The 22,807-nt window shown below is 58.6% G+C and carries 19 protein-coding genes and 1 pseudogene; 4 read left to right on the top strand and 16 right to left on the bottom strand.

Annotated features, from left to right (window positions below; all coding sequences use genetic code 11):
* Position 1: 1 nt before the first annotated feature.
* The 7 genes from trkA to O3A94_05740 form a co-directional block, all read right to left on the bottom strand.
* A complete protein-coding gene (gene trkA, locus O3A94_05710) occupies positions 2–1,378 on the bottom strand; it encodes a Trk system potassium transporter TrkA (protein MDA1355751.1) in 1,377 nt (458 codons plus the stop codon).
* A gap of 19 nt (positions 1,379–1,397) precedes the next feature.
* On the bottom strand, positions 1,398–2,831 hold the full coding sequence (locus O3A94_05715) for a sigma-54 dependent transcriptional regulator (protein ID MDA1355752.1): 1,434 nt from the start codon (positions 2,829–2,831) through the stop codon (positions 1,398–1,400).
* 4 nt (positions 2,832–2,835) lie between these two features.
* Entirely contained in the window at positions 2,836–5,133 is a 2,298-nt protein-coding gene (locus tag O3A94_05720; GenBank protein ID MDA1355753.1) for a PAS domain-containing sensor histidine kinase, read from the bottom strand.
* Positions 5,117–6,637, bottom strand: coding sequence for a nitrogen regulation protein NR(I) (ntrC, locus tag O3A94_05725; protein ID MDA1355754.1), 1,521 nt, complete (start codon positions 6,635–6,637; stop codon positions 5,117–5,119). The genes O3A94_05720 and ntrC overlap by 17 nt, the downstream gene beginning before the upstream one ends.
* Complete coding sequence (locus O3A94_05730; protein MDA1355755.1) at positions 6,634–7,758, bottom strand: ATP-binding protein; 1,125 nt, start codon at positions 7,756–7,758, stop codon at positions 6,634–6,636. The genes ntrC and O3A94_05730 overlap by 4 nt, the downstream gene beginning before the upstream one ends.
* A gap of 13 nt (positions 7,759–7,771) precedes the next feature.
* On the bottom strand, positions 7,772–8,770 hold the full coding sequence (dusB, locus tag O3A94_05735; GenBank protein MDA1355756.1) for a tRNA dihydrouridine synthase DusB: 999 nt from the start codon (positions 8,768–8,770) through the stop codon (positions 7,772–7,774).
* Positions 8,771–8,891: 121 nt separating this feature from the next.
* Complete coding sequence (locus O3A94_05740; GenBank protein MDA1355757.1) at positions 8,892–9,251, bottom strand: cupin domain-containing protein; 360 nt, start codon at positions 9,249–9,251, stop codon at positions 8,892–8,894.
* A gap of 98 nt (positions 9,252–9,349) precedes the next feature.
* Between O3A94_05740 and O3A94_05745 the strand changes: the two genes are divergently transcribed.
* The 3 genes from O3A94_05745 to O3A94_05755 are packed head-to-tail and all read left to right on the top strand — an operon-like array spanning position 9,350 to position 11,554.
* Positions 9,350–10,573: a bifunctional 2-C-methyl-D-erythritol 4-phosphate cytidylyltransferase/2-C-methyl-D-erythritol 2,4-cyclodiphosphate synthase gene (locus tag O3A94_05745; GenBank protein ID MDA1355758.1), complete on the top strand. Its 1,224-nt coding sequence runs from the start codon at positions 9,350–9,352 to the stop codon at positions 10,571–10,573.
* Complete coding sequence (locus O3A94_05750; protein MDA1355759.1) at positions 10,560–11,048, top strand: phosphatidylglycerophosphatase A; 489 nt, start codon at positions 10,560–10,562, stop codon at positions 11,046–11,048. The genes O3A94_05745 and O3A94_05750 overlap by 14 nt, the downstream gene beginning before the upstream one ends.
* A complete protein-coding gene (locus O3A94_05755) occupies positions 11,045–11,554 on the top strand; it encodes a CinA family protein (GenBank protein ID MDA1355760.1) in 510 nt (169 codons plus the stop codon). The genes O3A94_05750 and O3A94_05755 overlap by 4 nt, the downstream gene beginning before the upstream one ends.
* A 10-nt stretch (positions 11,555–11,564) precedes the next feature.
* Here the strand turns inward: O3A94_05755 and O3A94_05760 are convergent, their stop codons facing one another.
* The 9 genes and pseudogenes from O3A94_05760 to O3A94_05800 form a co-directional block, all read right to left on the bottom strand.
* A complete protein-coding gene (locus O3A94_05760) occupies positions 11,565–12,041 on the bottom strand; it encodes a type II toxin-antitoxin system RatA family toxin (protein MDA1355761.1) in 477 nt (158 codons plus the stop codon).
* A gap of 8 nt (positions 12,042–12,049) precedes the next feature.
* On the bottom strand, positions 12,050–12,997 hold the full coding sequence (gene lipA / locus O3A94_05765) for a lipoyl synthase (protein MDA1355762.1): 948 nt from the start codon (positions 12,995–12,997) through the stop codon (positions 12,050–12,052).
* A gap of 26 nt (positions 12,998–13,023) precedes the next feature.
* Positions 13,024–14,430: a dihydrolipoyl dehydrogenase gene (lpdA, locus tag O3A94_05770; GenBank protein MDA1355763.1), complete on the bottom strand. Its 1,407-nt coding sequence runs from the start codon at positions 14,428–14,430 to the stop codon at positions 13,024–13,026.
* Between the two features lie 28 nt (positions 14,431–14,458).
* On the bottom strand, positions 14,459–15,766 hold the full coding sequence (locus O3A94_05775; protein ID MDA1355764.1) for a pyruvate dehydrogenase complex dihydrolipoamide acetyltransferase: 1,308 nt from the start codon (positions 15,764–15,766) through the stop codon (positions 14,459–14,461).
* Between the two features lie 49 nt (positions 15,767–15,815).
* Positions 15,816–16,787, bottom strand: a pseudogene (locus O3A94_05780) (pyruvate dehydrogenase complex E1 component subunit beta).
* 29 nt (positions 16,788–16,816) lie between these two features.
* Positions 16,817–17,845, bottom strand: a complete 1,029-nt coding sequence (pdhA, locus tag O3A94_05785; GenBank protein ID MDA1355765.1) for a pyruvate dehydrogenase (acetyl-transferring) E1 component subunit alpha — start codon at positions 17,843–17,845, stop codon at positions 16,817–16,819.
* A gap of 147 nt (positions 17,846–17,992) precedes the next feature.
* The gene (locus O3A94_05790) at positions 17,993–18,310 is read right to left on the bottom strand and encodes a septum formation initiator family protein (protein ID MDA1355766.1); all 318 of its coding nucleotides are present in this window, start codon (positions 18,308–18,310) and stop codon (positions 17,993–17,995) included.
* A 54-nt stretch (positions 18,311–18,364) separates the two neighbouring features.
* The gene (locus O3A94_05795) at positions 18,365–22,135 is read right to left on the bottom strand and encodes a hydantoinase B/oxoprolinase family protein (protein ID MDA1355767.1); all 3,771 of its coding nucleotides are present in this window, start codon (positions 22,133–22,135) and stop codon (positions 18,365–18,367) included.
* A gap of 11 nt (positions 22,136–22,146) precedes the next feature.
* On the bottom strand, positions 22,147–22,326 hold the full coding sequence (locus tag O3A94_05800; protein ID MDA1355768.1) for a hypothetical protein: 180 nt from the start codon (positions 22,324–22,326) through the stop codon (positions 22,147–22,149).
* Positions 22,327–22,407: 81 nt separating this feature from the next.
* Here O3A94_05800 and O3A94_05805 point away from each other — a divergent pair, with 81 nt between their 5' ends.
* Positions 22,408–22,800: a cupin domain-containing protein gene (locus O3A94_05805; protein ID MDA1355769.1), complete on the top strand. Its 393-nt coding sequence runs from the start codon at positions 22,408–22,410 to the stop codon at positions 22,798–22,800.
* Positions 22,801–22,807 lie beyond the last annotated feature (7 nt).

Consider the following 22,807-nt stretch of genomic DNA (forward strand, 5'->3'; position numbering starts at 1 on the left):
CTCAAAAGAATTCGAGACTGACAGCAAACAATTTTTCGAGTTTTCGCACCGCCGAAGCAGCGGCGAATACCACGACCCGATCATGCGCGGCGATGACCGTGTCGCCGCGCGGAATGATGACCTCGCCGCCGCGCAGAATGGCGCCGATCAGAATGCCATTCGGCAGCTTGATTTCATTGAGAGGTTTACCGACAAGGGGCGAAGTTTCCAGCGCTTCGGCTTCAACGATCTCCGCTAATCCATCGCGGATCGATTGAATGCCCAATATTCGCCCGCGGCGAATTCTTTGCAGAATAGTGGATATTGTCGACTCACGCGGGCTGACCGCGACATCCACTCCAAGCGTGCCCATGAGGGGCGAATAATTCGAACTGTTGACCAGAGTAATGGCGCGCTGGCAACCGGCCCTTTTCGCAAGAAGCGACGCCAGGATGTTCACTTCGTCATCATTCGACACAGCAATGACGGCTTCGGCCATGGCAATATTCACTTCCCCCAGAATATCGCTGTCCAAGGCATCACCATGTATGACGGTGGTGCCGGAAAGATTTTCCGCCAAATATTGCGCGCGCTTGGCGTTCACTTCGATGATCTTAAGATTCAGTTCGGGATGCGCTTCTTCCAAATCGCGCGCCAGAAAAAGGCCGATGTTTCCGCCGCCGACAATGACCATGCGGCGCGCCTTCTTTTCCTCATGCCCGAATACCGCCATCGAACGGTCTACATGCTCGGTGTCGGCAACGAAATACACTTCGTCACTGACCAACATTTGGTCGTCGCCGCGTGGGACGATCAATTTATCTCCGCGCATGATTGCAAGAACGACAATATTAAGGTCTGGAAAAATTTCGGTCAGCTGCCTGAGCGGCGTATTGACGATCGGACAGCCATCCTGGCACCGCACCGCAATAACGCGAAGTCGGCCATCGCCGAAAGGCAACATATCGAGAGCGCCTGGCACCTCAAGGCGCCGTTCAATCGCGTGCGCCACTTCGATTTCAGGCGAAATGATCAGATCAATTGGCAAATGATCGGGGCTGTAGAGATCTGCCCATGCTGGCAACAGGTAACTCTGATGACGAATTCGCGCGATCTTTTCCGGTACGCCAAATATGGAATGCGCGACTTGGCACGCGACCATATTGACCTCGTCGGAATAGGTCACAGCGATTACCATATCAGCATTTTTTGCGCCCGCCTCATCCAGCACGTCGGGCAGCGAAGCGCCGCCGACGAGGCAGCGGACCTCAGCGCTCTCAGAGAGCTTTTGCAAGATCACCGGATCACTGTCGATCACTGTGACATCATTGGCTTCACCCGCAAGCTGACGCGCAATGCTTGAGCCGACCTGCCCGGCGCCACAAACGATTACCCTCACCGCACGATGCCCCGTTTGGTCATGATCGATCTAATTCCTCGCCGACACCCGCTCTGTCGCGCGACCGGTCCGAATCAGTCAAATTTAAACCTTTTAATTTGCGGTGAAGCGCCGACCTCTCCATCCCGACAAACTGCGCAGTACGCGATATATTGCCGCCAAAGCGGCTGAGTTGCATCGCCAGATATTCCCGCTCGAAGACTTCTCGCGCCTCCCTTAGGGACAGGGCCATGATTTCGCCAGTCCATTGATTGCTCGTCATTTCAGTTGCCGCAGCGCCGAGTTCTGGCGGTAGCATCACCGCTGTGACAACGTCCTTAGACGTGCCGGGCGACATAATCAACAGCCACTCGATGACATTTCGTAATTGACGCACATTGCCGGGCCAATCGCAGGATTGCAGAACAGCCATGGCTTCCGCTGCAATTTCTCGCGGCGGCAGACCGGAGGATTCAGCGGCGCGCTGCATGAAGTGACGCGCCAATTCGGGTATGTCATCGCGACGATCACGCAACGCCGGAATCGCAATCGGAACCACATTCAAACGGTAGAAGAGATCCTCGCGAAAACGCTTGGCCTTTATTTCCTCGGCAAGATTCCTGTTGCTTGCCGCGATCACGCGCACATCCACCTCAACGCGGGTGCTACCGCCCACACGTTCAAACATCTGCTCCTGAACCACGCGCACCATTTTGCCCTGAGTTTCCAGCGGCATGTCAGCAACTTCATCAAAAAATAATGTGCCACCATGTGCCCGTTCAAATGTTCCGATCCGCCGCGCGCTATTGGAATCGGGATACCCCTGTTCGGTGCCAAACAATTCCATCTCGAGGCTGTCAGGCCGCATCATCGCCGAGTTGACGACAACAAACGGCCCGCTCTTGCGATGAGAATTTTCGTGGATTAGCCGCGCGATAACTTCTTTTCCGGAACCGGCCGGCCCCGAAATCATGATCCTGCTCCCGGTTGGCGCAATTTTCATGACCGCCGCTTGCAGGCTGGTAACGGCGGATGATTCCCCAATTAAGTTGGGGGGCGGCCCGACGCGCAGTTTGAGCTCGGTATTCTCGCGCCGCAACTCCGCCGCTTCCAGCGCGCGGGTAACTTGCAGCAATAGCCGATCCGATTTGAACGGTTTCTCAAGAAAATCATAGGCGCCCAATTTTATTGCCGCGACGGCGGTCTCAATATTGCCGTGTCCGCTAATCATGATAACCGGGAGCTCCGGATGTTTGCGGCTCAACAGCTTGAGCAACTCCATCCCGTCCAGGTCGCTGCCTCGCAACCAGATGTCCAAAATCACCAGAGCCGGCGGCGGACTGGCCTCAAGCATTGCCAGTGCTGCCGCACTATCCCCCGCCACACGTGGATGATAACCCTCATCTTCCAGGATGCCCGCGACCAACAAGCGGATATCTTTTTCGTCATCAACGATGAGGATGTCGTGCGACATTTCTCTATGCCCCGGCATCTATTTTCTTGGCACCATCATGGAACTCGTCAAGCTTGGCGGGGGGGAACCTCAGCACCGCGAGTGCGCCGCCGCCGAAGCGGTCGGACAGAATAAACTCGCCGAAGTGATCCTCCATGATCTTGCTGACGATTGCCAAACCAAGACCCGTGCCGCGCGCGCGCGTCGTCACATAGGGTTCCGTGAGGCGGTCGCGATTCTCCATCGGCAAACCCGGTCCGTTGTCTTCAATTTCGATGACATTCTCACCATTTTCTCCGCGCACCTTGATGATAATTTTTCCTTTTTCGTCCACGCCAGCCGGGTATTCTTCACGACCTTCAATCGCTTCGGCGGCATTTTGAAGCAAGTTGGTCAAGCATTGGCCAAGTTGGCGAGAATCGCAGTCCATAGTCACCGGCCCGTTCGGCAGATCCAGCACAAATTCTATGTCCGGATGGGCGACACGCTGAAGTAAGACCGCACGCTGGACAATTTGTTCTAAGTTTTCCGGCCGCATCACTGGGGTTGGCATGCGCGCGAACGCTGAGAATTCATCGACCATCTGGCGAATATCACCTACCTGACGGACGATGGTATCCGTACAGGCTGAGAAAACTTCGGGCTCGGATGAAATTTCGTGCAAATATTTTCTTTTGAGACGCTCAGCCGATAACTGAATGGGCGTTAGGGGGTTTTTGATTTCATGGGCAATGCGCCGGGCCACATCGGCCCAAGCCGCGGTCCGCTGCGCCGCGACCAGCGTCGTGATGTCATCGAACGTGACAACATAGCCAACAATATTCCCTTCCACTTGTTCCGCCACAATACGTACGAGGAGCGTTCGTTTTCGTCCACCGCGGGCAAGTTCAATCTGCTCCTCGATCAACCGGTCGGGGCGGGCTTGTGCTTCCTCTATGAGATGTATCATTTCGGGTACTATTTCTTCGACTGATCGTCCGATCAAAACGTCAGCACTTGATTCGAGGAGATTTAGTGCTGAGCGGTTGGGAAGGGTAACCAGCCCGTCCGCGTCCAGACCGATAACACCGGCCGACACGCCGCCCAATACCGCCTCAGTAAACTGACGCCGCTCGTCCAATTGCCTATTCGCCTCAACAAGTTCCTCGCGCTGCTCGGCAAGCTGCCCGGTCATGCGATTAAAGGCTCTACTGAGGCTGCCGATTTCATCGCCATCGTCACCCTCTTCAACGCGCGCGGACAAATCACCCGCCCGCACCCTTTCGGCCGCCGATATCAAACCGCTTATGGGCCGCACAAGCTGATTCGAAAATGCTAATCCGACCCAAATCGAAGCGAGCAGGACCAGGAGCGCAACCACCACAAAAATCAAAACGAAAGTAATCTGAAACCCTGATTGTCGGCGCTCCAACTGCTTGTACTGGCCGACGGCGCCTTGGACACGCTGCACATGATTCAACACGCTGCTTTCGATATACCGGCCGACATAGAGGTAGGCATCGACGAAAGCGACAAGCCGGACCAGCGCGCGAACCCGCTCATCCGGCTCGCTCGTCAAAACAACAACTTCACCGGCCGCGGCGCGGAGCATTAGGGGCTCCGGAATGCGGTCCAATTCCAGCGCGAAACTGAGCCCGCTACGGGCCAGGATGCGGCCATTGCGGGTGAGCACCACCGCGTCAGAAAGCGAGCGCAGTTCGGCCAACCGGTTGACCAATTGGCTAAGACGGCCCGGATTTTGAACGAGAAACGGCGCTTGGCTGTTGAGATCATTGGCCATTGCAAGGGCATGTCCCTGTATGGCTTCCTGATGCTCGTGCATATAAGATTCGGCAACGACAAGCGATTGATCTAACGCAGTCGAAACCTGCCGCGAAAACCACGCCTGCAGACCAAAATTTAGAAACAGTGCGGAAAATACCGCCACGACGATGGCCGGTGTTACAGAAACCAGACTGAACAAGCCGACCAAGCGCGTGTGCAGTTTGGAGCCAGCAGAGCCACGCCTGCGCTCAAGCCACAGCCGCACTAGCCGCACCGCGACTATCGCGCCCAATATGAGAAGCAACACCAGATCTATGTTGAGCAATATCAAGACATTTCGGGGGTCGGAGCCAAACGGTGCGGATCCGGACATTGCGCCGTAGGTGGCGATGCCGGAGGCGATGGCCGCGGCCGCCACGGCAATGGCGAGCTTGCGTGGCAAGCCGACTGCGCGCGACCAGTGGCCAAACCACTCACGCAGCCGAGCCGGGCCAGCAGCCGGCACTGGCCGCGATGGCAGTGGCGGCGGCTGCACCTGCTGGCTATTCAATTCCGTCAATGTCCTGCCTGACGCCGCGAATCACCCGAATGTCGAGGTCGCGAATTTTCTTGCGCAACGTGTTGCGGTTTATGCCGAGCATTTTTGCCGCCTTCAATTGGTTTCCGCCGGTCGCTACCAGGGAGACTGTGAGCAGGGGACGTTCGATTTCCCGCAGCACGCGGTCATATAAACCTGCGGGCGGCAATTCACCCTCATGTGCGGCAAAATATCCGCTTAGTTGACGCTCAACTGCCAAGCCCAAATTATCGTCTCCTGGCGCGCTGGCCGCTCGTAGCGCGCCCTCAGATTCCGCGCTGTAAGGCGGTGGCATGCTTTCCGCCAATTCCTTCTCAATCGCGTCGGGTTCGATTATTTCCTCATTATGCAAAACAGCGATGCGCCGTGCCAAATTTTCCAACTCGCGTACGTTGCCCGGCCAATCATGCAATTTCAGGCGCTGCATCGCGGCCGGCGATATGCTTTTCCCCGGCAGGCCCTCGTTCACTGCACGAACTAGAAAGTGGCGCATCAACAAGGCTATATCGTCTTTGCGCTCGCGCAAGGGTGGCAGGCGTAACGGCACCACATTCAGGCGAAAAAATAGATCCTCACGAAACAATCCCTGGGCAACCATTTGCCGCAAATTTCGATGGGTCGCGGCGATAATCCGCACATTTGTGTAGAGCGGCTTGATGCCGCCAACGGAAATGAATTCGCCTTCTTGCAGAACTCTCAGGAGGCGGGTTTGAGCCTCCAGCGGCATGTCACCAACTTCATCGAGGAACAAGGTTCCACCATGGGCTTGCTCAAACCGGCCTTCCTTGCGCGCGACCGCTCCAGTGAACGCGCCCTTTTCGTGACCAAAGAGCTCGCTCTCAATCAATTCGCGTGGAATCGCAGCCATGTTGATGGCCACGAAAGGCCCCGCGCGGCGCTTGCCATATTCGTGCAAGGCACGCGCGATCAATTCCTTTCCGGTTCCGGATTCGCCAACGATCATGACCGTCAAATCGGTGCTCATCAGGCGGGCCAGCGTGCGATAGATCTCCTGCATCGCCGGCGCGCGGCCGATCAGCGGCAATCGTTCATCAAATTCGCTTTCGTCATCCTGGGCAATTGCTTCGCTATTATTACCGGCTTTTGCCGCCAAACCACGCCGCACGGCGCGTGCGACCTCGTTCAAATCGAACGGCTTGGGCAAATAGTCAAATGCGCCGCGCTCCGTTGCACGGACGGCGGTTTGCAATGTATTGCGCGCGCTCATAACAATGACCGGCATGTCCGGTCGTGTCTTGCGGATGCGTGGCAGAATATCCAGGGCATCTCCATCCGGAAACATGACGTCAGTAATGAGCAGGTCTCCGGCCCCCTGTTCCACCCATTTCCATAACGTCGTGACATTGCCGGTGACCTGCACCTGATGGCCGAGCCGGGCCATTGCCTGATGCAGGACGGTGCGTATGGAACGGTCGTCGTCGGCCACCAGAATGGTTGCGTGGCGCTCGCCTGGTGAAGCGTTCATCGCGCTACACTCCCTTGGTCGGCAGCCGGCAACAGAATGCGAAAGACCGTGTTGCCGCGCTTGCCCTCGACATCGACCACACCGCCATGATCGGCAACAATTTTTGCCACCAGCGCCAAGCCAAGGCCCGCGCCGCCCGATTTGCTGGTCACGAAGGGCTCAAACAGGCAATCTCGCAGATCTTCTGCAATGCCGGCACCATTATCTTCTACCCGTATGGCTATGGGCAGTTGCACGCGCAGGCGTCCGCCGCCACGCACGTGAAGACCATGTTCGTAGCGCGTCTTGATGGCGATTTCACCGCCGCGCGCCGGCAGGGCCTCGGCGGCGTTTTTAACAAGATTGAGGAAGGCTTGAATTAACTCATCGCGGCTGCCGGCGACCAGTGGCAGAGAAGGGTCATATTCCGTCTTGATTTCGGCCTGGCCGGCGAACCCGGATTTGGCGACGAGCTGTACATGGTCAAGCAGTTCATGAACGTTTAACGCTGCCGTGTCACGCGGCATGGATTCATCGCCGAATATCTCCATTCGATCGATCAGCGCCGCAATCCGGTCGCTCTCGTCCCGAATCATCCGGGCCAGCGCCTTGTCCTCTTCGCTTGCGCCACTCTCAAGAAGCTGTGCCGCGCCGCGGATGCCGGACAACGGATTTCGCACCTCATGCGCCAATGTGGCCGCCATGGCGGCATTGGATCGGCCGGCATCGCGCTGCTGAAACTGGCGGCCCAACTGTTCGGCGACGGTGCGCATGGCGAGCGAGAGGACGACAAGATCCGGCTTCTGCGCGAGGGGTGCGGCGCGGACGTCAACCAGACGCGGGCCCCCTGCCCGCGGCAAATCCAATTCGACGCCATGTTCAAACATGGTCTGCGCATTCTGGCGCACTTGTTCGATCATCGCGACAAGGTTGCTGAAAGGCGAGACAATGCCGGTCAACCCGACTTTTCCCAGCACCGCCGCGCTGGTGCCAAGCAGCTCTTCCGCCGCCGGATTAGCGTGCAGAACGACACCGTCCCGACCGATCAGCAACACCGCTAGAGGGAGCGCGTCAAGAATGGCCGCTTCGAACGATTCGGCCGCCGCACCGACCGGTGACTGGCGCAGAGTCGCGCTGCTCATGGTAATGGGACGCTCATGCCGCTGCTCGATCCGCGAGCGGTAAATAGAACTGCTTTATCTCGTGAATGACAGAGGTCGGATTATCCATGCGATTGACGCGCGCGCGAAATTCGCTCTCGCCCGGCAAACCTTTGCAATACCAGGCGATGTGCTTGCGTGCGACGCGAACTCCGACGGCGTGGCCGTAATGTGACAGCAGCCCTTCGTAGTGGCGCAATAGCACATCACATTGCATGTCGAGCGGCGGCGCCGGAATTTTTCGGCCATGGCGGAGATAATGGGCGACTTGTGAGAGAAACCAGGGTCTCCCATAAGCGCCCCGGCCGATCATCACCCCGTCGGCGCCAGACCGCCTGAGCAGCGTTTCCGCGTCTTCCTCGTCAACGACATCACCGTTTCCCACCACGGGAATTCGCACCGCAGCCTTGACCTCGGCGATGAAATCCCAATCTGCCTGACCGCGATATAGTTGGCAGCGCGTGCGGCCGTGGACCGAAACCATCTTGATGCCGCACTCTTCGGCGATTTTCGCCAGGCGCGGCGCATTACGGTTGTCATCGTCCCAGCCGGTCCGCATTTTGAGAGTCACCGGGACGTTCACGGCGTCGACCACGGCTTGCAGAATGCTCCCGGCAAGCCTTTCGTCACGCATGAGGGCGGAGCCGGCTTGACCGTTCACCACCTTTTTGGCCGGACAACCCATATTGATGTCGATGAGAGCGACGCCCTCTTGCTCATTTATTCTCGCCGCTTCCGCCATGACATCCGCTTCGCAGCCAGCGAGCTGCACGGCGATCGGCTTTTCATCGTCGGATCGGCGGAGCAATTCTCTGGTGCGCCGCGAATCATGCAGCATTTCCCGACTGGCGATCATTTCCGATACCACCAGCCCGACCCCGAAACTCTTGACCAACCGGCGAAACGGCATGTCGGTCACGCCCGACATGGGCGCGAGCAAGACCGGATCGGCGATGCAAAGCGGGCCTATTTGAAGCGGAGGCAGAGTGATCATTATTTAAACATATCCCTATATGCACAAAAAAAGAGCATTTTATGATCGAGCAGTTGTTTCACATATAGTGCCCATAAATCCAATGCTTATGTTTCATTTTCAGCATCCTATTGCATTTTATTCACTCATTCTCTCCGCCTTCAGGGCCATAGAACACAACCCAAACAGCTAAATCATCGGTGAAATCAACGAAACGGTGGTCGAAACCGGCGGGTACAAATAACATATCGCCGGGCACAAAGGCCTTTTGCACGTCACCGCACAGGAATTGACCTTGCCCGCGCATCACGAAATAGACTTCGTCTTGCACATGCGGTTGTTGCGGATCGCTGCCGCGCGGCGCATAGAGGCCGACATGCATGGTGCCGTGACGCATCACGACTTCATACGGCTTGCCCTCCGGACTTCGATTGCTCTCGAGCCGCTTCGCCGTTTCACCCAACGTGACCCGCCAATTCTCTCGAACGGTTTTATCGACCATCAATTATTCCCCTCATTGATCAAGTTGCGCGGCCGCAAGAGTGGCGAATCGCCGATCAAAACGATAGGTTTGATTTTTGTTGATGTGAATGAGGGGCCATGCCGCGCACCGTCGCGCTTATCGTCGCCGCAGGCCGCGGCCATCGTGTTGGCGGGCCTCTTCCGAAGCAATATCGCGAGCTTGCCGGGCATCCGGTGCTTTTTCACACCATCCGGGCGTTCACAAACCATGCGGCGATTGACGCCGTCTGCACGGTCATCCATCCCGACGATGAGCAACTTTATCGAGCGGCGGTATCCGGACTCGATTCCGGGTACGACGGAAAACTTCTGACACCGGTACACGGCGGCGAAACACGGCAGGATTCTGTGCGCTTGGGTCTGGAAAGCCTGGCGCAAGATACGCCGCGCGCGGTGCTGATCCATGACGGCGCCAGGCCGTTGATCGACGGCGCCCTCATCACCCGCACCATAGGTGCGCTCGAAGAGAATATTGGCGCCATCGCTGCCCTACCGATTAGCGACAGCATCAAACGCGCCACGGCGGACAGTAACTTGATAGATCAGGATGTCGCGCGCGCCGGACTGTGGCGGGCGCAAACGCCGCAAAGCTTCCGCTTTGAAGAGATTCTCGCCGCACATCGAGCTGCTGAGGGCCGCAATGCCACTGACGACGCGGCGGTCGCCGAGATGTATGGCCTCGGCATTGTGCTCGTGGAGGGCCGCGAGGAAAATATTAAGATCACCACGGAGTCCGACATGGCGCGTGCCGAACTTATCTTGCAGAACGAGCCCGCCGCGGACGCGCAGCCCAAGCGGGTGAAAGTCGGCATAGGATACGATGTTCACCGATTTGCCGAGGATGGAGATCATCTCATGCTGTGCGGCGTCCCTGTGCCGTTCGAGCGCGGCGTCATGAGCCATTCGGATGGCGACGTGGCTCTTCATGCATTGGTTGACGCTATTCTGGGCGCTTTAGGCGAAGGTGATATCGGTGTTCACTTTCCGCCAAGCGAAGAAAAGTGGCGCGATGCGAAATCGGAGGTTTTCGTTGTCCACGCACTAGATTTGTTGGCGGCGCGGCGCGGTACTCTCGACCATGTCGACATCACTTTAATTTGCGAACGGCCGAAACTGAAGGACCATCGGGCTGCGATGCAGGCTCATTTGGCGTCGCTTCTCAGCCTGCCGCACTCTTCCGTTAACCTCAAAGCGACGACCACCGAAAAACTCGGCTTCACTGGGCGTGAGGAAGGCATTGCGGCCCAGGCCGTGGTCACGCTTCGCATACCGGCGACAGGTAACCTTGATGACGCAAACTGAACCGCGTCGCCCGGCTTCATGGCACCCGGCCCATGTGCTCGCCACTTGGTTCGGCGCCGGCCTCAGCCCGGTGGCACCGGGGACGGCCGGGTCGCTGGCCGCCCTGCCCTTGGCTTATGTGCTGAGCCACTATTTGGGAATCATCGGACTTGGTGTGGCCATCGCAGTCGTCTTGGTCATCGGGATTTGGGCTGCGCACCGCTACAGCGTGCGAACAGCCAGTCACGATGCCGGCCCGATCGTCATCGATGAGGTTGCTGGGCAATGGCTGGCACTGCTTTTGGTGCCGGCGGATATCGTTCTCTACGCCATCGGCTTCGCACTGTTTCGCCTCGCCGATATCTTCAAACCCTGGCCTATCGGCTGGGCCGACAAACGGATAAAGGGCGGCTTCGGCGTGATGTTCGACGATCTGTTGGCCGGCGGGCTAGCCGCCATCATATTGTGGAACATTTGGATTCTAACAAAAGTATGAACATCTCTCCCTCCCTCACGGCGCGGGCCGAACAGCTCCTCGCCGCCTGCCGCGACAACAGGATCAAGATCGCCACGGCGGAATCCTGCACTGGCGGTTTGATCGCCGGATGCCTCACCGCAGTGGCAGGCTCCTCAGACGTCGTCGAGCGCGGCTTTGTCACCTATTCCAACGAAGCCAAATCAGAAATGCTCGGTGTACCGGCGGAACTCATCCTGCGCGTCGGCGCGGTGAGCGAAGAAGTCAGCCGCGCCATGGCTGAGGGCGCGCTCCAACATTCCCGCGCCCAACTCTCCGTCGCGGTAACCGGCGTCGCGGGTCCGGGCGGCGGGACGGCGGCAAAGCCGGTGGGTCTGGTGCATCTCTCTTGCGCCCGGCAAGGCGGCGGCACACAGCACGAACGCCATGTCTATGAGGGTGATCGTGACGCGGTGCGATGGGCAACGGTTGAAACGGCACTCGATATGGCCCTGGCGGCCATCAAGGCCGAAACGGCTATCGCCTGATCATGCCGAGCTATTCGGCTGGAACGGTTGGTTCAGCCTGCGGCACATCACTGGCCGGGCCATAGATTTCACCCGCCCGGGCATCGAAGGCGCGGACCATACGGTGGACGGCTTCGGTAAAAAGCGTGCCCATGACTTTTTGCAGAAGGCGTGAGCGAAATTCGAAATCGACAGAAAAATCTATTTCACAGCCTTCGGCGTGGGGCAAAAACCGCCAACGGTTGACCAGATAGCGAAACGGCCCGTGCGTGTAGCGGACGTTGATTTCGCGGCTCGCCCGGTCAAGCTCCACATGCGAGCCGAAACGCTCGCGAAACATGCCAAAGCCGATCAGCATATCCGCGTCCAGGCTGTCGCCCTCGCGTTTCGTGACTCGTGTGCCTAAGCACCAGGGAAGAAACTCGGGATAGCGCTCAACATCCGCGACAATCTCAAACATTTGTTGCGGTGAATGGCGAAGAACGCGCTGTTCTTCATGCTTCGGCATGAAGCTGCTTAAGCCTCCGGAGCGGGTGCACCCCGTTTGCCAAGCCGGGCCTCTCGATTGGCCCGCAATTTCGCAAAATCATCGCCGGCAAAATAAGACGAGCGAGTTAGCGGCGTCGCCGAGACCATCAGAAAGCCCTTGGCATAGGCCAAGCGCTCATACTCCTTGAACTCGTCCGGCGTGACGAAGCGCATCACCTCATGATGGCGCGGCGTCGGCTGCAAATACTGGCCGATGGTGATAAAATCGACATTCGCCGAGCGCAAATCGTCCATCACCTGAAGAACTTCGCGGCGCTCTTCGCCGAGGCCAACCATGATTCCCGATTTGGTAAACATAGACGGGTCTAGGACCTTCGCCTGGTCGAGTAGACGCAATGAGTGAAAATAGCGCGCGCCCGGGCGGACTTCGGTATAGAGCCGCGGCACAGTCTCAAGGTTATGATTGAAGACGTCTGGTTTGGCCGCGATGACGGCTTCGAGCGCGCCTTCCTTGTTGCGGAAATCCGGTGTCAAAACTTCTATGGTCGTATCCGGCGTGGTCTCGCGCAGGCGTTCGATGCAACGCACGAACTGCCCCGCGCCACCGTCCGCGAGATCATCGCGGTCAACCGAGGTGATCACCATATGAGTGAGGCCCAAGGATTCGACGGCGCGCGCAAGTTCTTCTGGCTCATGCGGATCAAGCTGATCGGGGCGTCCCGTGGCGATATTGCAAAAAGCGCAAGCGCGCGTGCAAACCGAACCAAGGATCATCACCGTGGCGTGGCCTTGCGACCAGCACTGACCAATATTGGGACAGGCTGCTTCTTCGCAGACGGTATTCAGTTTGTGCGACCGCATGAGCTTGCGCGTCGCGTGATATTCCGGCGAGTTGGGCGCTTTGACGCGCAGCCAAGGCGGCTTGGGCGCGCGACTGGCGCGCTCCTTAATCGGTGTCACAGTCGAATCTACCATCGTAAATGCCTTAGGAGATTTGTCTCTTAGATGTGGAGCACACGGTCATAGGCGTCAAGGACCGATTCATGCATCATTTCGGATAGCGTCGGATGCGGAAAAATGGTTTGCATCAAATCCGCCTCCGTACATTCCATTGTCTTGGCAATTGTATAACCCTGAATGAGCTCAGTGACTTCCGCGCCAATCATATGCGCGCCGAGTAATTCCCCGGTTTTAGCGTCGAACACAGTTTTGACCATGCCTTCTGTTTCGCCGAGGGCAATCGCCTTGCCATTGCCCATGAAGGGAAAACGCCCGACACGAACTTCATGGCCTTTTTCCAATGCCGCCGCTTCGCTGAGGCCAACCGACGCGATTTGCGGGCGGCAATAGGTGCAGCCGGGCACATTGCTGGCATTGAGCGGATGCACGCCTTCAACGCCGGCAATTTTTTCGACACAGAGCACGCCTTCATGCATCGCCTTATGCGCCAGCCAGGGCGCGCCGGTAACATCGCCGATGGCATAGATGCCAGACGCATCCGTCTCCATGTAGGGGCCGGTTTTGATATGGCCGCGATCGACCTGCACGCCGCTTTCCTCGAGGCCGATATTCTCAACATTACCGACAATGCCAACAGCGAGGATGGCGCGCTCGAAATCAAGCTGCTTGACCTTTCCGTCCGCCGTTTGAATGGTGGCGCTGACCGCGTTCACACCCTTTTTCTTCAGCGACTGCACGGTCGCGCCGGTGAAAATCGTCATCCCCTGTTTCTTGAATTGCTTCTCCGCAAATGCGGAAATTTCCTCATCCTCAACCGGAAGGACACGTGGCAGAACCTCCACCACCGTAACCCCGGCCCCCAAATCGGAATAAAAGCTGGCGAACTCCATGCCGATGGCGCCCGAGCCAACCACGAGAAGGCTCTTGGGCATCGCCTTTGGCACCATCGCTTCCTTATAGGTCCAAACCAAATCGCCGTCGGCCACGAGGCCGGGTAGCTCGCGCGCCCGTGCGCCGGTGGCGACAATGATGTGCGTGGCGGAGAGTTGGGCAATTTCCTTGCCATCCTTGGAGACTGCGACCTTACCGCCACCAGCGAGCCGTCCGTCACCCATGATGACCGTGACTTTGTGTTTTTTGAGCAGAAATTCCACGCCTTTGGAAAGCTGCCCGGAAATCTGGCGCGAGCGTTTGACGATCTTTGAAATGTCGAAACTTATCTCGCCGCAAGAGAGACCGAATTCGTCGAGCCGGTCCAGGGTGTGGCGGATTTCCGAAACACGCAGCAGTGCCTTGGTCGGAATGCAACCCCAGTTGAGGCATATGCCGCCCAGATGTTCGCGCTCTACCACCGCAGTCTTCAGGCCCAGCTGGGCAGCGCGGATGGCCGCGACATAGCCGCCTGGTCCGCCGCCTAGAATGACGACGTCGAATGATTTCTCAGCCATGATGTCCTCCGCTGCGAGTTTACGAAAACTAAAGCAGCATGGTCAGCGGGTCCTCGATGAAGCCCTTGAAGGCACCGAGGAATCTTGCGCCGGCGGCGCCATCGACCACCCGATGATCGACAGACAGCGTGCACGACATCATGGTGGCGATGGCCAGCGCGCCATCCTTCACCACCGGACGCTGTTCTCCCGCGCCGACGGCCAAGATCATGGATTGCGGCGGATTAATGATCGCCGCAAATTCCTTGATTCCGAGCATGCCAAGATTGGAGATACTGAACGTGCCGCCTTGATACTCTTCCGGCATCAGACCCATGGGCTTGGCTCGGGCGCGCGCCGCAAGTTCTTTCATTTCTTCCGACAACGCGCTTAGACCCTTATGGTCGGCATTGCGCAGGATGGGCGTCACCAGGCCATCGTCGATGGCGACGGCAACCGAGATATCGACGCCAGAATATTGCCGCAACCCGCCATCGATCCAAGACGCGTTGCACTCGGGCACCTTCCGCAGAGCGAGTGCCGAGGCGCGGATGACGAAATCATTGACTGAGAGCTTATAGGCGTCCGAGCGGCCATTCAGTTCTTTGCGCACCTTGAGCAGGCCGTCGATCTCGCACTCTATCGTCAGATAGAAATGCGGCACCGTCTGCTTCGCCTCTTGCAAGCGCTGGGCGATGACCTTGCGCATCTTGCTGGTCGGGATGTCTTCGTACGGCCCGATGGCAGCCAACGGCGCCGCAGGCATCGTAGTGGGTGCGGGCGCGGACGGCGCTGCGCCGGACAGGACTGCCTCGATATCCGCTTTGACGATCCGCCCCTTTGGGCCTGAACCGGCGATCGCGGCAAGATCGAGACCCGATTGCGTTGCCATCCGGCGCGCCAACGGGCTCGCGAATATCCGTCCTTCGGGCCGCGCGGCCTGGGCTGCGTGAGCCACCGGTGGTGCCTGACTTGCCGGAGCTGCTTGGGCCACGATCACTTGGGCCGCCGGAGCCACCGGAGCCACCGGCGCGGCTTGAGCTGGCGCGGCAGTTTCAACTGGCGCCGCTGCGACGGCTGGGATTTCTATCCCGTCCAGCACCGCGGCGTCCTCGCCCTCTTCCAAGATAATCCCGATGACCGCATTGACCGGCACGTTTTCCGTACCGTCAGGAGTCACGATCTTGCCCAGCACACCGTCGTCGATGGCCTCGATTTCCATCGTCGCCTTGTCGGTTTCGATTTCACAAAGAAGGTCACCGGCGGAAATCTTATCTCCCTCCTTTTTCATCCAGCTGGCGACGTTGCCTTCGGTCATGGTGGGCGACAGCGCCGGCATGAGCACGTTTATCGGCATGTGGTCGGTCTCCTTGGCGTTTCTTTGGGCGCCCGTTTGGGCGGTTCGATCAAGTTGAGCTGCAAAGTTCTCTCGCCGCCTGGGCAATATCATCGACCTGCGGCAAAGCTTCGGATTCTAAATTCGCGGCATAGGGCAGCGGCACGTCGCTGCCACCGATACGAATCACCGGCGCATCGAGATAATCGAAGGCGCGCTGCATTACCATGGCGGAGATTTCCGCGCCAATTCCTGCCATCGTCCAGCCTTCTTCTACTGTGATCAGGCGGTTGGTTTTTTGGACTGAAGCGATAATGCAATCTTCATCGAGCGGGCGGATGGTGCGGAGATCGATAATTTCAGCATCAATGCCTTCACCTGCGAGCGCTTCCGCCGCCGCTAACGCTTTGTCGACCATGATCGAAAATGTGGCGATAGTTACATCACGCCCAGGGCGCACCACGTTGGCACTGCCAATCGGCACGGTATGATCCGCGCTATCCGGAACTTCAAAGCTTTGGCCGTATAGGATTTCGTTTTCCAAAAATATCACCGGGTTGGGATCGCGGATGGCCGATTTCAACAGACCCTTGGCATCGCCTGCCGAGAACGGTGCCACGACTTTCAATCCGGGAATATGAGCATACCAACTCGCATAGCATTGCGAATGCTGCGCCGCCACGCGCGAAGCTGCCCCGTTTGGGCCGCGAAAAACGATCGGCACGTTGACCAAACCGCCTGACATGTAGCTCGTCTTTGCGGCGGAATTGACGATCTGATCAATCGCCTGCATGGCGAAATTGAAGGTCATGAATTCGACAATCGGCCTCAGGCCGGCCATCGCAGCGCCAACGCCGATACCGGCGAACCCCGCCTCGGTGATCGGGGTATCGATCACCCGGCGTGCGCCGAATTCCTCCAGAAGGCCCTGGCTTACCTTGTAAGCGCCCTGATATTCGGCCACTTCCTCGCCCATCAAGAACACGTCGTCATCGGCGCGCATTTCCTCGGCCATCGCATCCCTGAGCGCTTCGCGGACGGTTAATTCAGCCATATTCCCTGCCTTTCCGCTCACGCCGTCGCGAGGATACTAGTGTATAATTCGGCGCTGTCGGGTTGCGGACTATCTTGAGAAAATTCGGCGGCGTCATTGATTTTGGCTTTGACGTCACGGTCGACCTCTTTAAGCGCTTCGTCATCGGCATAGCCCGCCGCGATCAATCGCTCGCGCACATTCTCAATCGGGTCGCGCTCCTGGCGCATTTTGGAGACTTCCTCTCGGGTGCGGTATTTGGCCGGGTCCGACATGGAATGACCGCGATAGCGATATGTCATCATTTCCAGTAAAGCCGGGCCATCGCCGGCGCGGCACTTCGCCACCGCTGCCTCCGCCGCCATTTGGACCGCCAGCACATCCATGCCGTCTGCCTGATGTCCTGGAATGCCGAAAGCTTCGCCGCGCTGATACAATTCTTGAATCGCGGTCGAGCGAGCGAGCGAGGTGCCCATCGCGTATTGATTGTTTTCGATCACGAAAATGACCGGCAGCTTCCACAGCGCCGCCATGTTGAAGGCCTCGAACACCTGCCCCTGGTTGGCGGCGCCATCGCCGAAATAGGTCACCGATACGCGGTCGTTGCCACGATATTTATGGGCGAACCCGAAGCCGGCGCCAAGCGGCACTTGCGCGCCGACGATACCGTGGCCACCGTAGAATCCGCGTTCAGGGGTGAACATATGCATAGAGCCGCCCTTGCCCCGGGAGACGCCGGCGGCGCGCCCGGTGAGCTCTGCCATCACGAATTTTGGGTCCACACCTGCCGCCAACATATGGGCGTGACAGCGGTAACCGGTAATGACCGTGTCGCCGGGCTCCAAGGCATGCTGGACGCCGGTAACCACCGCTTCCTGTCCGATATAAAGATGGCAAAATCCGCCAATCAGACCCATGCCGTACATTTGCCCCGCCTTTTCTTCAAACCGGCGGATCGTCAGCATTTCACGGTAATAGGTCTCAAGGTTTTCGCGCGATGCGGGCGGCGCGGCACTGCGGGCTTTGCCCGTTTTTGCGCTTTTAAACTTCTTTATTGCGCCGGCCATAGAATCTCCTGCAGGACTCTCCGCACATGAATTTCGCGGCTTAATGAGAGCAACAAACTACCTTCCGCAGAACCCGCTGGCAAGAGTGCGGCAATCATATTAGTTGCCAAGACAAGTATTTATATTGAACGCCGACGAAGTCGGGGCTTAGCCGTCGGCCGGCGTTTCCAAGAGGATGATTTCGCCCGGCTTTACCAGATTTAAAACCGCTCGAGTGCGCTCATCCAGGAGATCGAGATCGAGGCTTTCCGGGCGCAACAGGGCCACGCGGTGAGCCAGCGCGTCGCGGTGCACGCGCTCGTTAGTGAGTTTCTGCTCCGCCACCGCGACATCTTGTCCGCGTTGTATCCATGCGAGCAATCCCCGGTCGCCCTGGACGCCGGAATAAATGAGGTACACCAGAGTCAAAGACCCGAAGAGCGGTACGATAAGGTATCGCGCGCGTTTGCCAATCTCGCGAATCACAGGGTCCATAGCGCCAACGAATCACAGGCGATTCGACCATGTCAATAAGAAGTTCTAACCTCGGCCATAAGCCTGCAAACCAGCGGCAGAGACAAAACCGTCCTCTAAATCCTGCTTCACCGCCGCTTCGGCCCGTTCTGCCGGCGCGCCGTAGCCGCCGCCGCCCGGCGAAAGTACGAGAATTTTGTCACCACGCCTCAGCTTGATATTGACGAATTTTGATGGGCTCACGGTACCAAACAGTTCAACAACCGTTCGGAACTCCGTCTCGCCCGCGAGGCATACAAAGATGCCGCACGGCGCCCCCGCACTACCGCCCCAGAGGCCATAGGGGCCGTCTGTCATGCGGTCAAAAAGCGCGCTCACCGTCACCTCGTCGCAAATCACCTCGAACTCCCGACGAATACCGAGGCCGCCCCTCCAGGTGCCTGCGCCGCCAGAATCTGCCCGCAGCGCATAGCACAGCGTGCGCAACGGATAGCGGCTCTCGAATATCTCAATCGGCGTGGCGCGGATTGTGCTGCCATGCGCAATGCATTGAGAGCTGTTGCCGTCGCGTTGTTTGCCGCCGCCCCAACCGCCGCCGTCGAGTTGGTAGTGGGTATAGAATTCGCCGGTGTCGGGATGGACGCCACCGAGCAATAGATTGCACGCGGTGCCGCCCTCCGCCGCACCGACCCGGTCTGGGATCGCCTTGGCGAGAGCGCCTTGGATGGCTGAGATAACGCGTGGTTGGCCTTCTGTGTTGCCGGCGACACTCGGCGCCGGGAACACTGGATTGACCACGGTTCCGGGAGGCGCCACGACTTTGATCGGCTTAAAGCAACCTTTGTTAAGCGGAACGTCACGCGCGCCAATAGCTTGAAGGACTGCCGTGCATCCGGCCGCAGCAGTGGCGACGTAGGTGACGTTGATAGGCCCGAACGCTTGGGCGTCGGACTCGGACAGGTCTATAATGATTTCGTCGTCCATAATTTCGACCCGCGAGCGGATGTAATAGCGCTTGGCGACAACGCCATCGTCTTCGAAAAAATCCTCAAAACGATACTCGCCGTTCGGCAGTTTGCGGATTTCGGCGCGCGTCCATTCCTCAGCATGGGCAATCAGCGCATCACCAATGCGTTCGAAGGCGTCCAAGCCGAGGCGCGAAACCAGCTCCTGAAGCCGCCGCTCCGCCGTGGTGAGTGATCCCATGATGGCGTGGAAATCGCCCCAGGTTGTGTTTGGGGTCCGGTGATTGGCCATCACGATGCGCCACACATCTTTCACATACTCGCCGCGGTTCATTAGCTTGACCGGCGGCAGACGGAGGCCTTCCTGAAAAACTTCGGTCGCGGTGCTGGCAAATGAGCCCGGCGCCATGCCGCCGATCTCGGCGACATGCGCTATGTTGGCGGCGTAGCCGATCAACTCACCGTCGAGGAACACCGGCTTCATCAACAAATGCTCCGGCATATGACACTGGCCACGGTAGGGATCGTTGTGCACTACGACATCGCCGGGAAACAATGTATCGGCGCCCAATTCCTCGACACAATGCGGCACGGTGTGGAGCCCGGCGCAGATGATTGCGGGATTCATTTCAGCTTGGCCGATCAGACGCAAATCCCTATCGAACAGCATGCAGGAGAAGTCGCGCGATTCGCTGAATATTGGCGAATAGGCGGTGCGCACCATGGTGCTCGCCATTTCGTCGCAAATGTTCTTGAGCGCATTGTTGACAATCGTCAGCGTCACTGGATCACGCTCTGGTGCCTTTGAGATGGCGAGCGTGTCCGCCGCGCCGCGCACCGCCACCAGCAGGCTGCCGTCCGGCTGAATCTCAAGGGAGTCACCGGGATGCACCAAAGTCGTTGAATCCATCTCCTCGATTACGGCCGGTCCGTCGATGCGCGTGCCAGCATTTAGCCCCGGGCGGCGGTATACAACCGTCTCCACAAAGCCGTCACTGGAAAAATAAACCTGGCGAGTGCCATGGCGCCCGCCATCGCCGCCGGCAGGAGCCGTAAACGATGCTTCGGCAGCTTCTTCGCCAAGCGCGATGACGCGGACTTCGGTGATTTCGACCACTTTGCCACGCATGGAATAGCCGTAGAGTTCTTCGTGGCGGGTGTGCAGATTTTGCACCGCCTGCTCGAATACATCGGCGTCGACAATAATCTGCTGCACCGAAATAATTTCGCCGAAGCTCTGGCCGAGATAACGCATGTTCAGGAGGCCGCGAATTTGCGCCTCGCCCTGATGGCCCTCGCGGCTGAGATCGGCCGCCGCCTCGCCAGCAATCTCGCCGAGCTGCTCAGTGAGACGCGCCAGATCAATCTTGTCAGAACGATGCAGAACGGTACGAGCCCGGTCGACCCGCTGATTGGTTAAAAGTGTGCCCAACGCCGAACAGAGGCCCGGATGGGGCGGCACGATGACCCGCGCCATATCGAGCCGCGCCGCCACGTCGGACGCATGCAAGGAGCCGGCGCCGCCGAACGCCGTAAGTCCGAAGCCGCGGTGGTCAAGACCGCGCTCCACGGTCATAAGGCGAATGGCATCGGCCATGTTCTCCGCCGCGGTATCGAGAATGGCGAGCGCCATCTCTTCGACCCCGAGGTCCAGTTGCTCGGCCAGCGCGGCAACGGCGGTATGCGCCAACTCGGGCCGCAATTTCATACGCCCGCCAAGAAAATATTCCGGATCGAGCCGCCCGAGCACGATATTCGCATCGGTGATGGTCGGTGCGATGCCGCCCCGGCCATAGCAAGCTGGCCCCGGCTCGGCGCCGGCGCTCTTGGGGCCGACGCGCAGGAAGCCGCCGGAATCGACATCTGCGATTGAGCCGCCGCCGGCACCGATGGTGGTGTAATCGATAAAGAGCGCACTCACTGGAACGCCCCATTCGACCTCATATTCGGTTGTAGAGCCGAACTCGCCGTCGATGATTAGGCCGACATCCGCGCTGGTACCGCCCATATCTAGGGTCACGCTATTGCCATCGAGGTGGTCTCGGGCAAAACGCCGCCCGGCAATGACGCCGCCGGCGAGACCTGAGAGAAAAACCTGCACCGGCACATCCGCGGCGGTGGCGGCATCGGCATGCCCACCGTTGGACTTCATCAGCGTCAGCGGAGCGGACACGCCCGTTGCGCGCAAATCACTAGAGAGACGAGCGGTGAATTGCGCCATCAGACGTTTGATTGAGGCGTCGACGATGGTCGTCGTGGCGCGCTCATATTCACGCCAGGTCGGCGACACCCGGCTCGACAGCGACACCGGCAGATCCGGGAAGCGCTCGCCAAGATAGACGCCGATCTTTGCCTCATGGTCGGGATGAACATAAGAGAACAGCAAATTGACTGCGACGGCCCAATCACCGTTCGTATCACCGGCAAGCTTGGTGTCGATCCAATCGCCGAGGCGCGCCAGCTCAGGTTCTACAAGCGAAGTCAGCACGGTACCTTTGTGGTCGACGCGCTCTGCAATGCCGAACACATTACGGCGGCGGACGCCGGAATCAGGTTTCGGCCAGGCCGGGTTATAGGCCTCTTTGCGGTCGATGCGTCCGATGATCGGCACATCTTCGAATCCCTTGGTGCCGACGTAAAGCACCGTGGCGCCGCGTTTTTGCAGCCCGGCATTGGTGGCGATTGTGGTGCCGAGCACGATGCGGTCCACCGCAGCAGGCGGCGCGCCAGATTCTCTTACCGCCTGGAGGGGCGCCAACGCCGGCTCCTCCGGCGTCGAGGGTACTTTGACCGTTCGAATTTCTCCGGTCTCATCGTCGAGCACGACAAGATCCGTGAAGGTGCCGCCGGTATCGATGCCAATTTTGATCACAGCCGCTCCCCCTATTCCGTCCGCTGCGAAGCGCGCCGCTTCACATCGGCACATTGCGGCTCACAAAACTTATCGTCGGGAAAATCGTCGTCGACCCAAATATTCCGGGCGATCATCTTGCCGCAATAGGAACAGTTCTCAATGCGAGTCTCGTACCACGGCACCTCGATAGTCAAATTCTTCCCGGTCATGGAGGTTCCTTACTAATATGCTTGTTGCGCATGTTAACCGATAACATAGAGCGAACCAGCCGTATTGAAGGAAGCAAAGTGATGCCTGAGGCCACAATCCGCCGTGAGGCCGATCTGGAATGGGAGAGCTGGGACGATGCTGTGTTGAAAGCGCGCAGCGACGTGCGCTGGAAACTGTTGATCTCGGGGGAGCGCACGCCGACGGCGGGGTTGGCCATGGGCATTGCCGAAATTGCACCTGGAGCAACGCTGGTCGGCCACCGCCACGCCCATGCGGAAACCTATTACATCACCAGCGGTAGAGGGCGCATGCGCATCGACGGTGTGGACAGCGACATCGGCCCCGGCACGGCGATCTACATTCCGCCCGATGCGCACCATTCCTGCCGATGCGACGGCGACACGCCGCTCGAGTTCATATTCACCTTCCCGTGCGACCGCTTCGAAGAAGTGGTTTACCGGTTTGACCAGTAAGCCGCCG

It is taken from the genome of Pseudomonadota bacterium (genome assembly GCA_027624955.1).
Taxonomy (GTDB): domain Bacteria; phylum Pseudomonadota; class Alphaproteobacteria; order UBA828; family UBA828; genus PTKB01.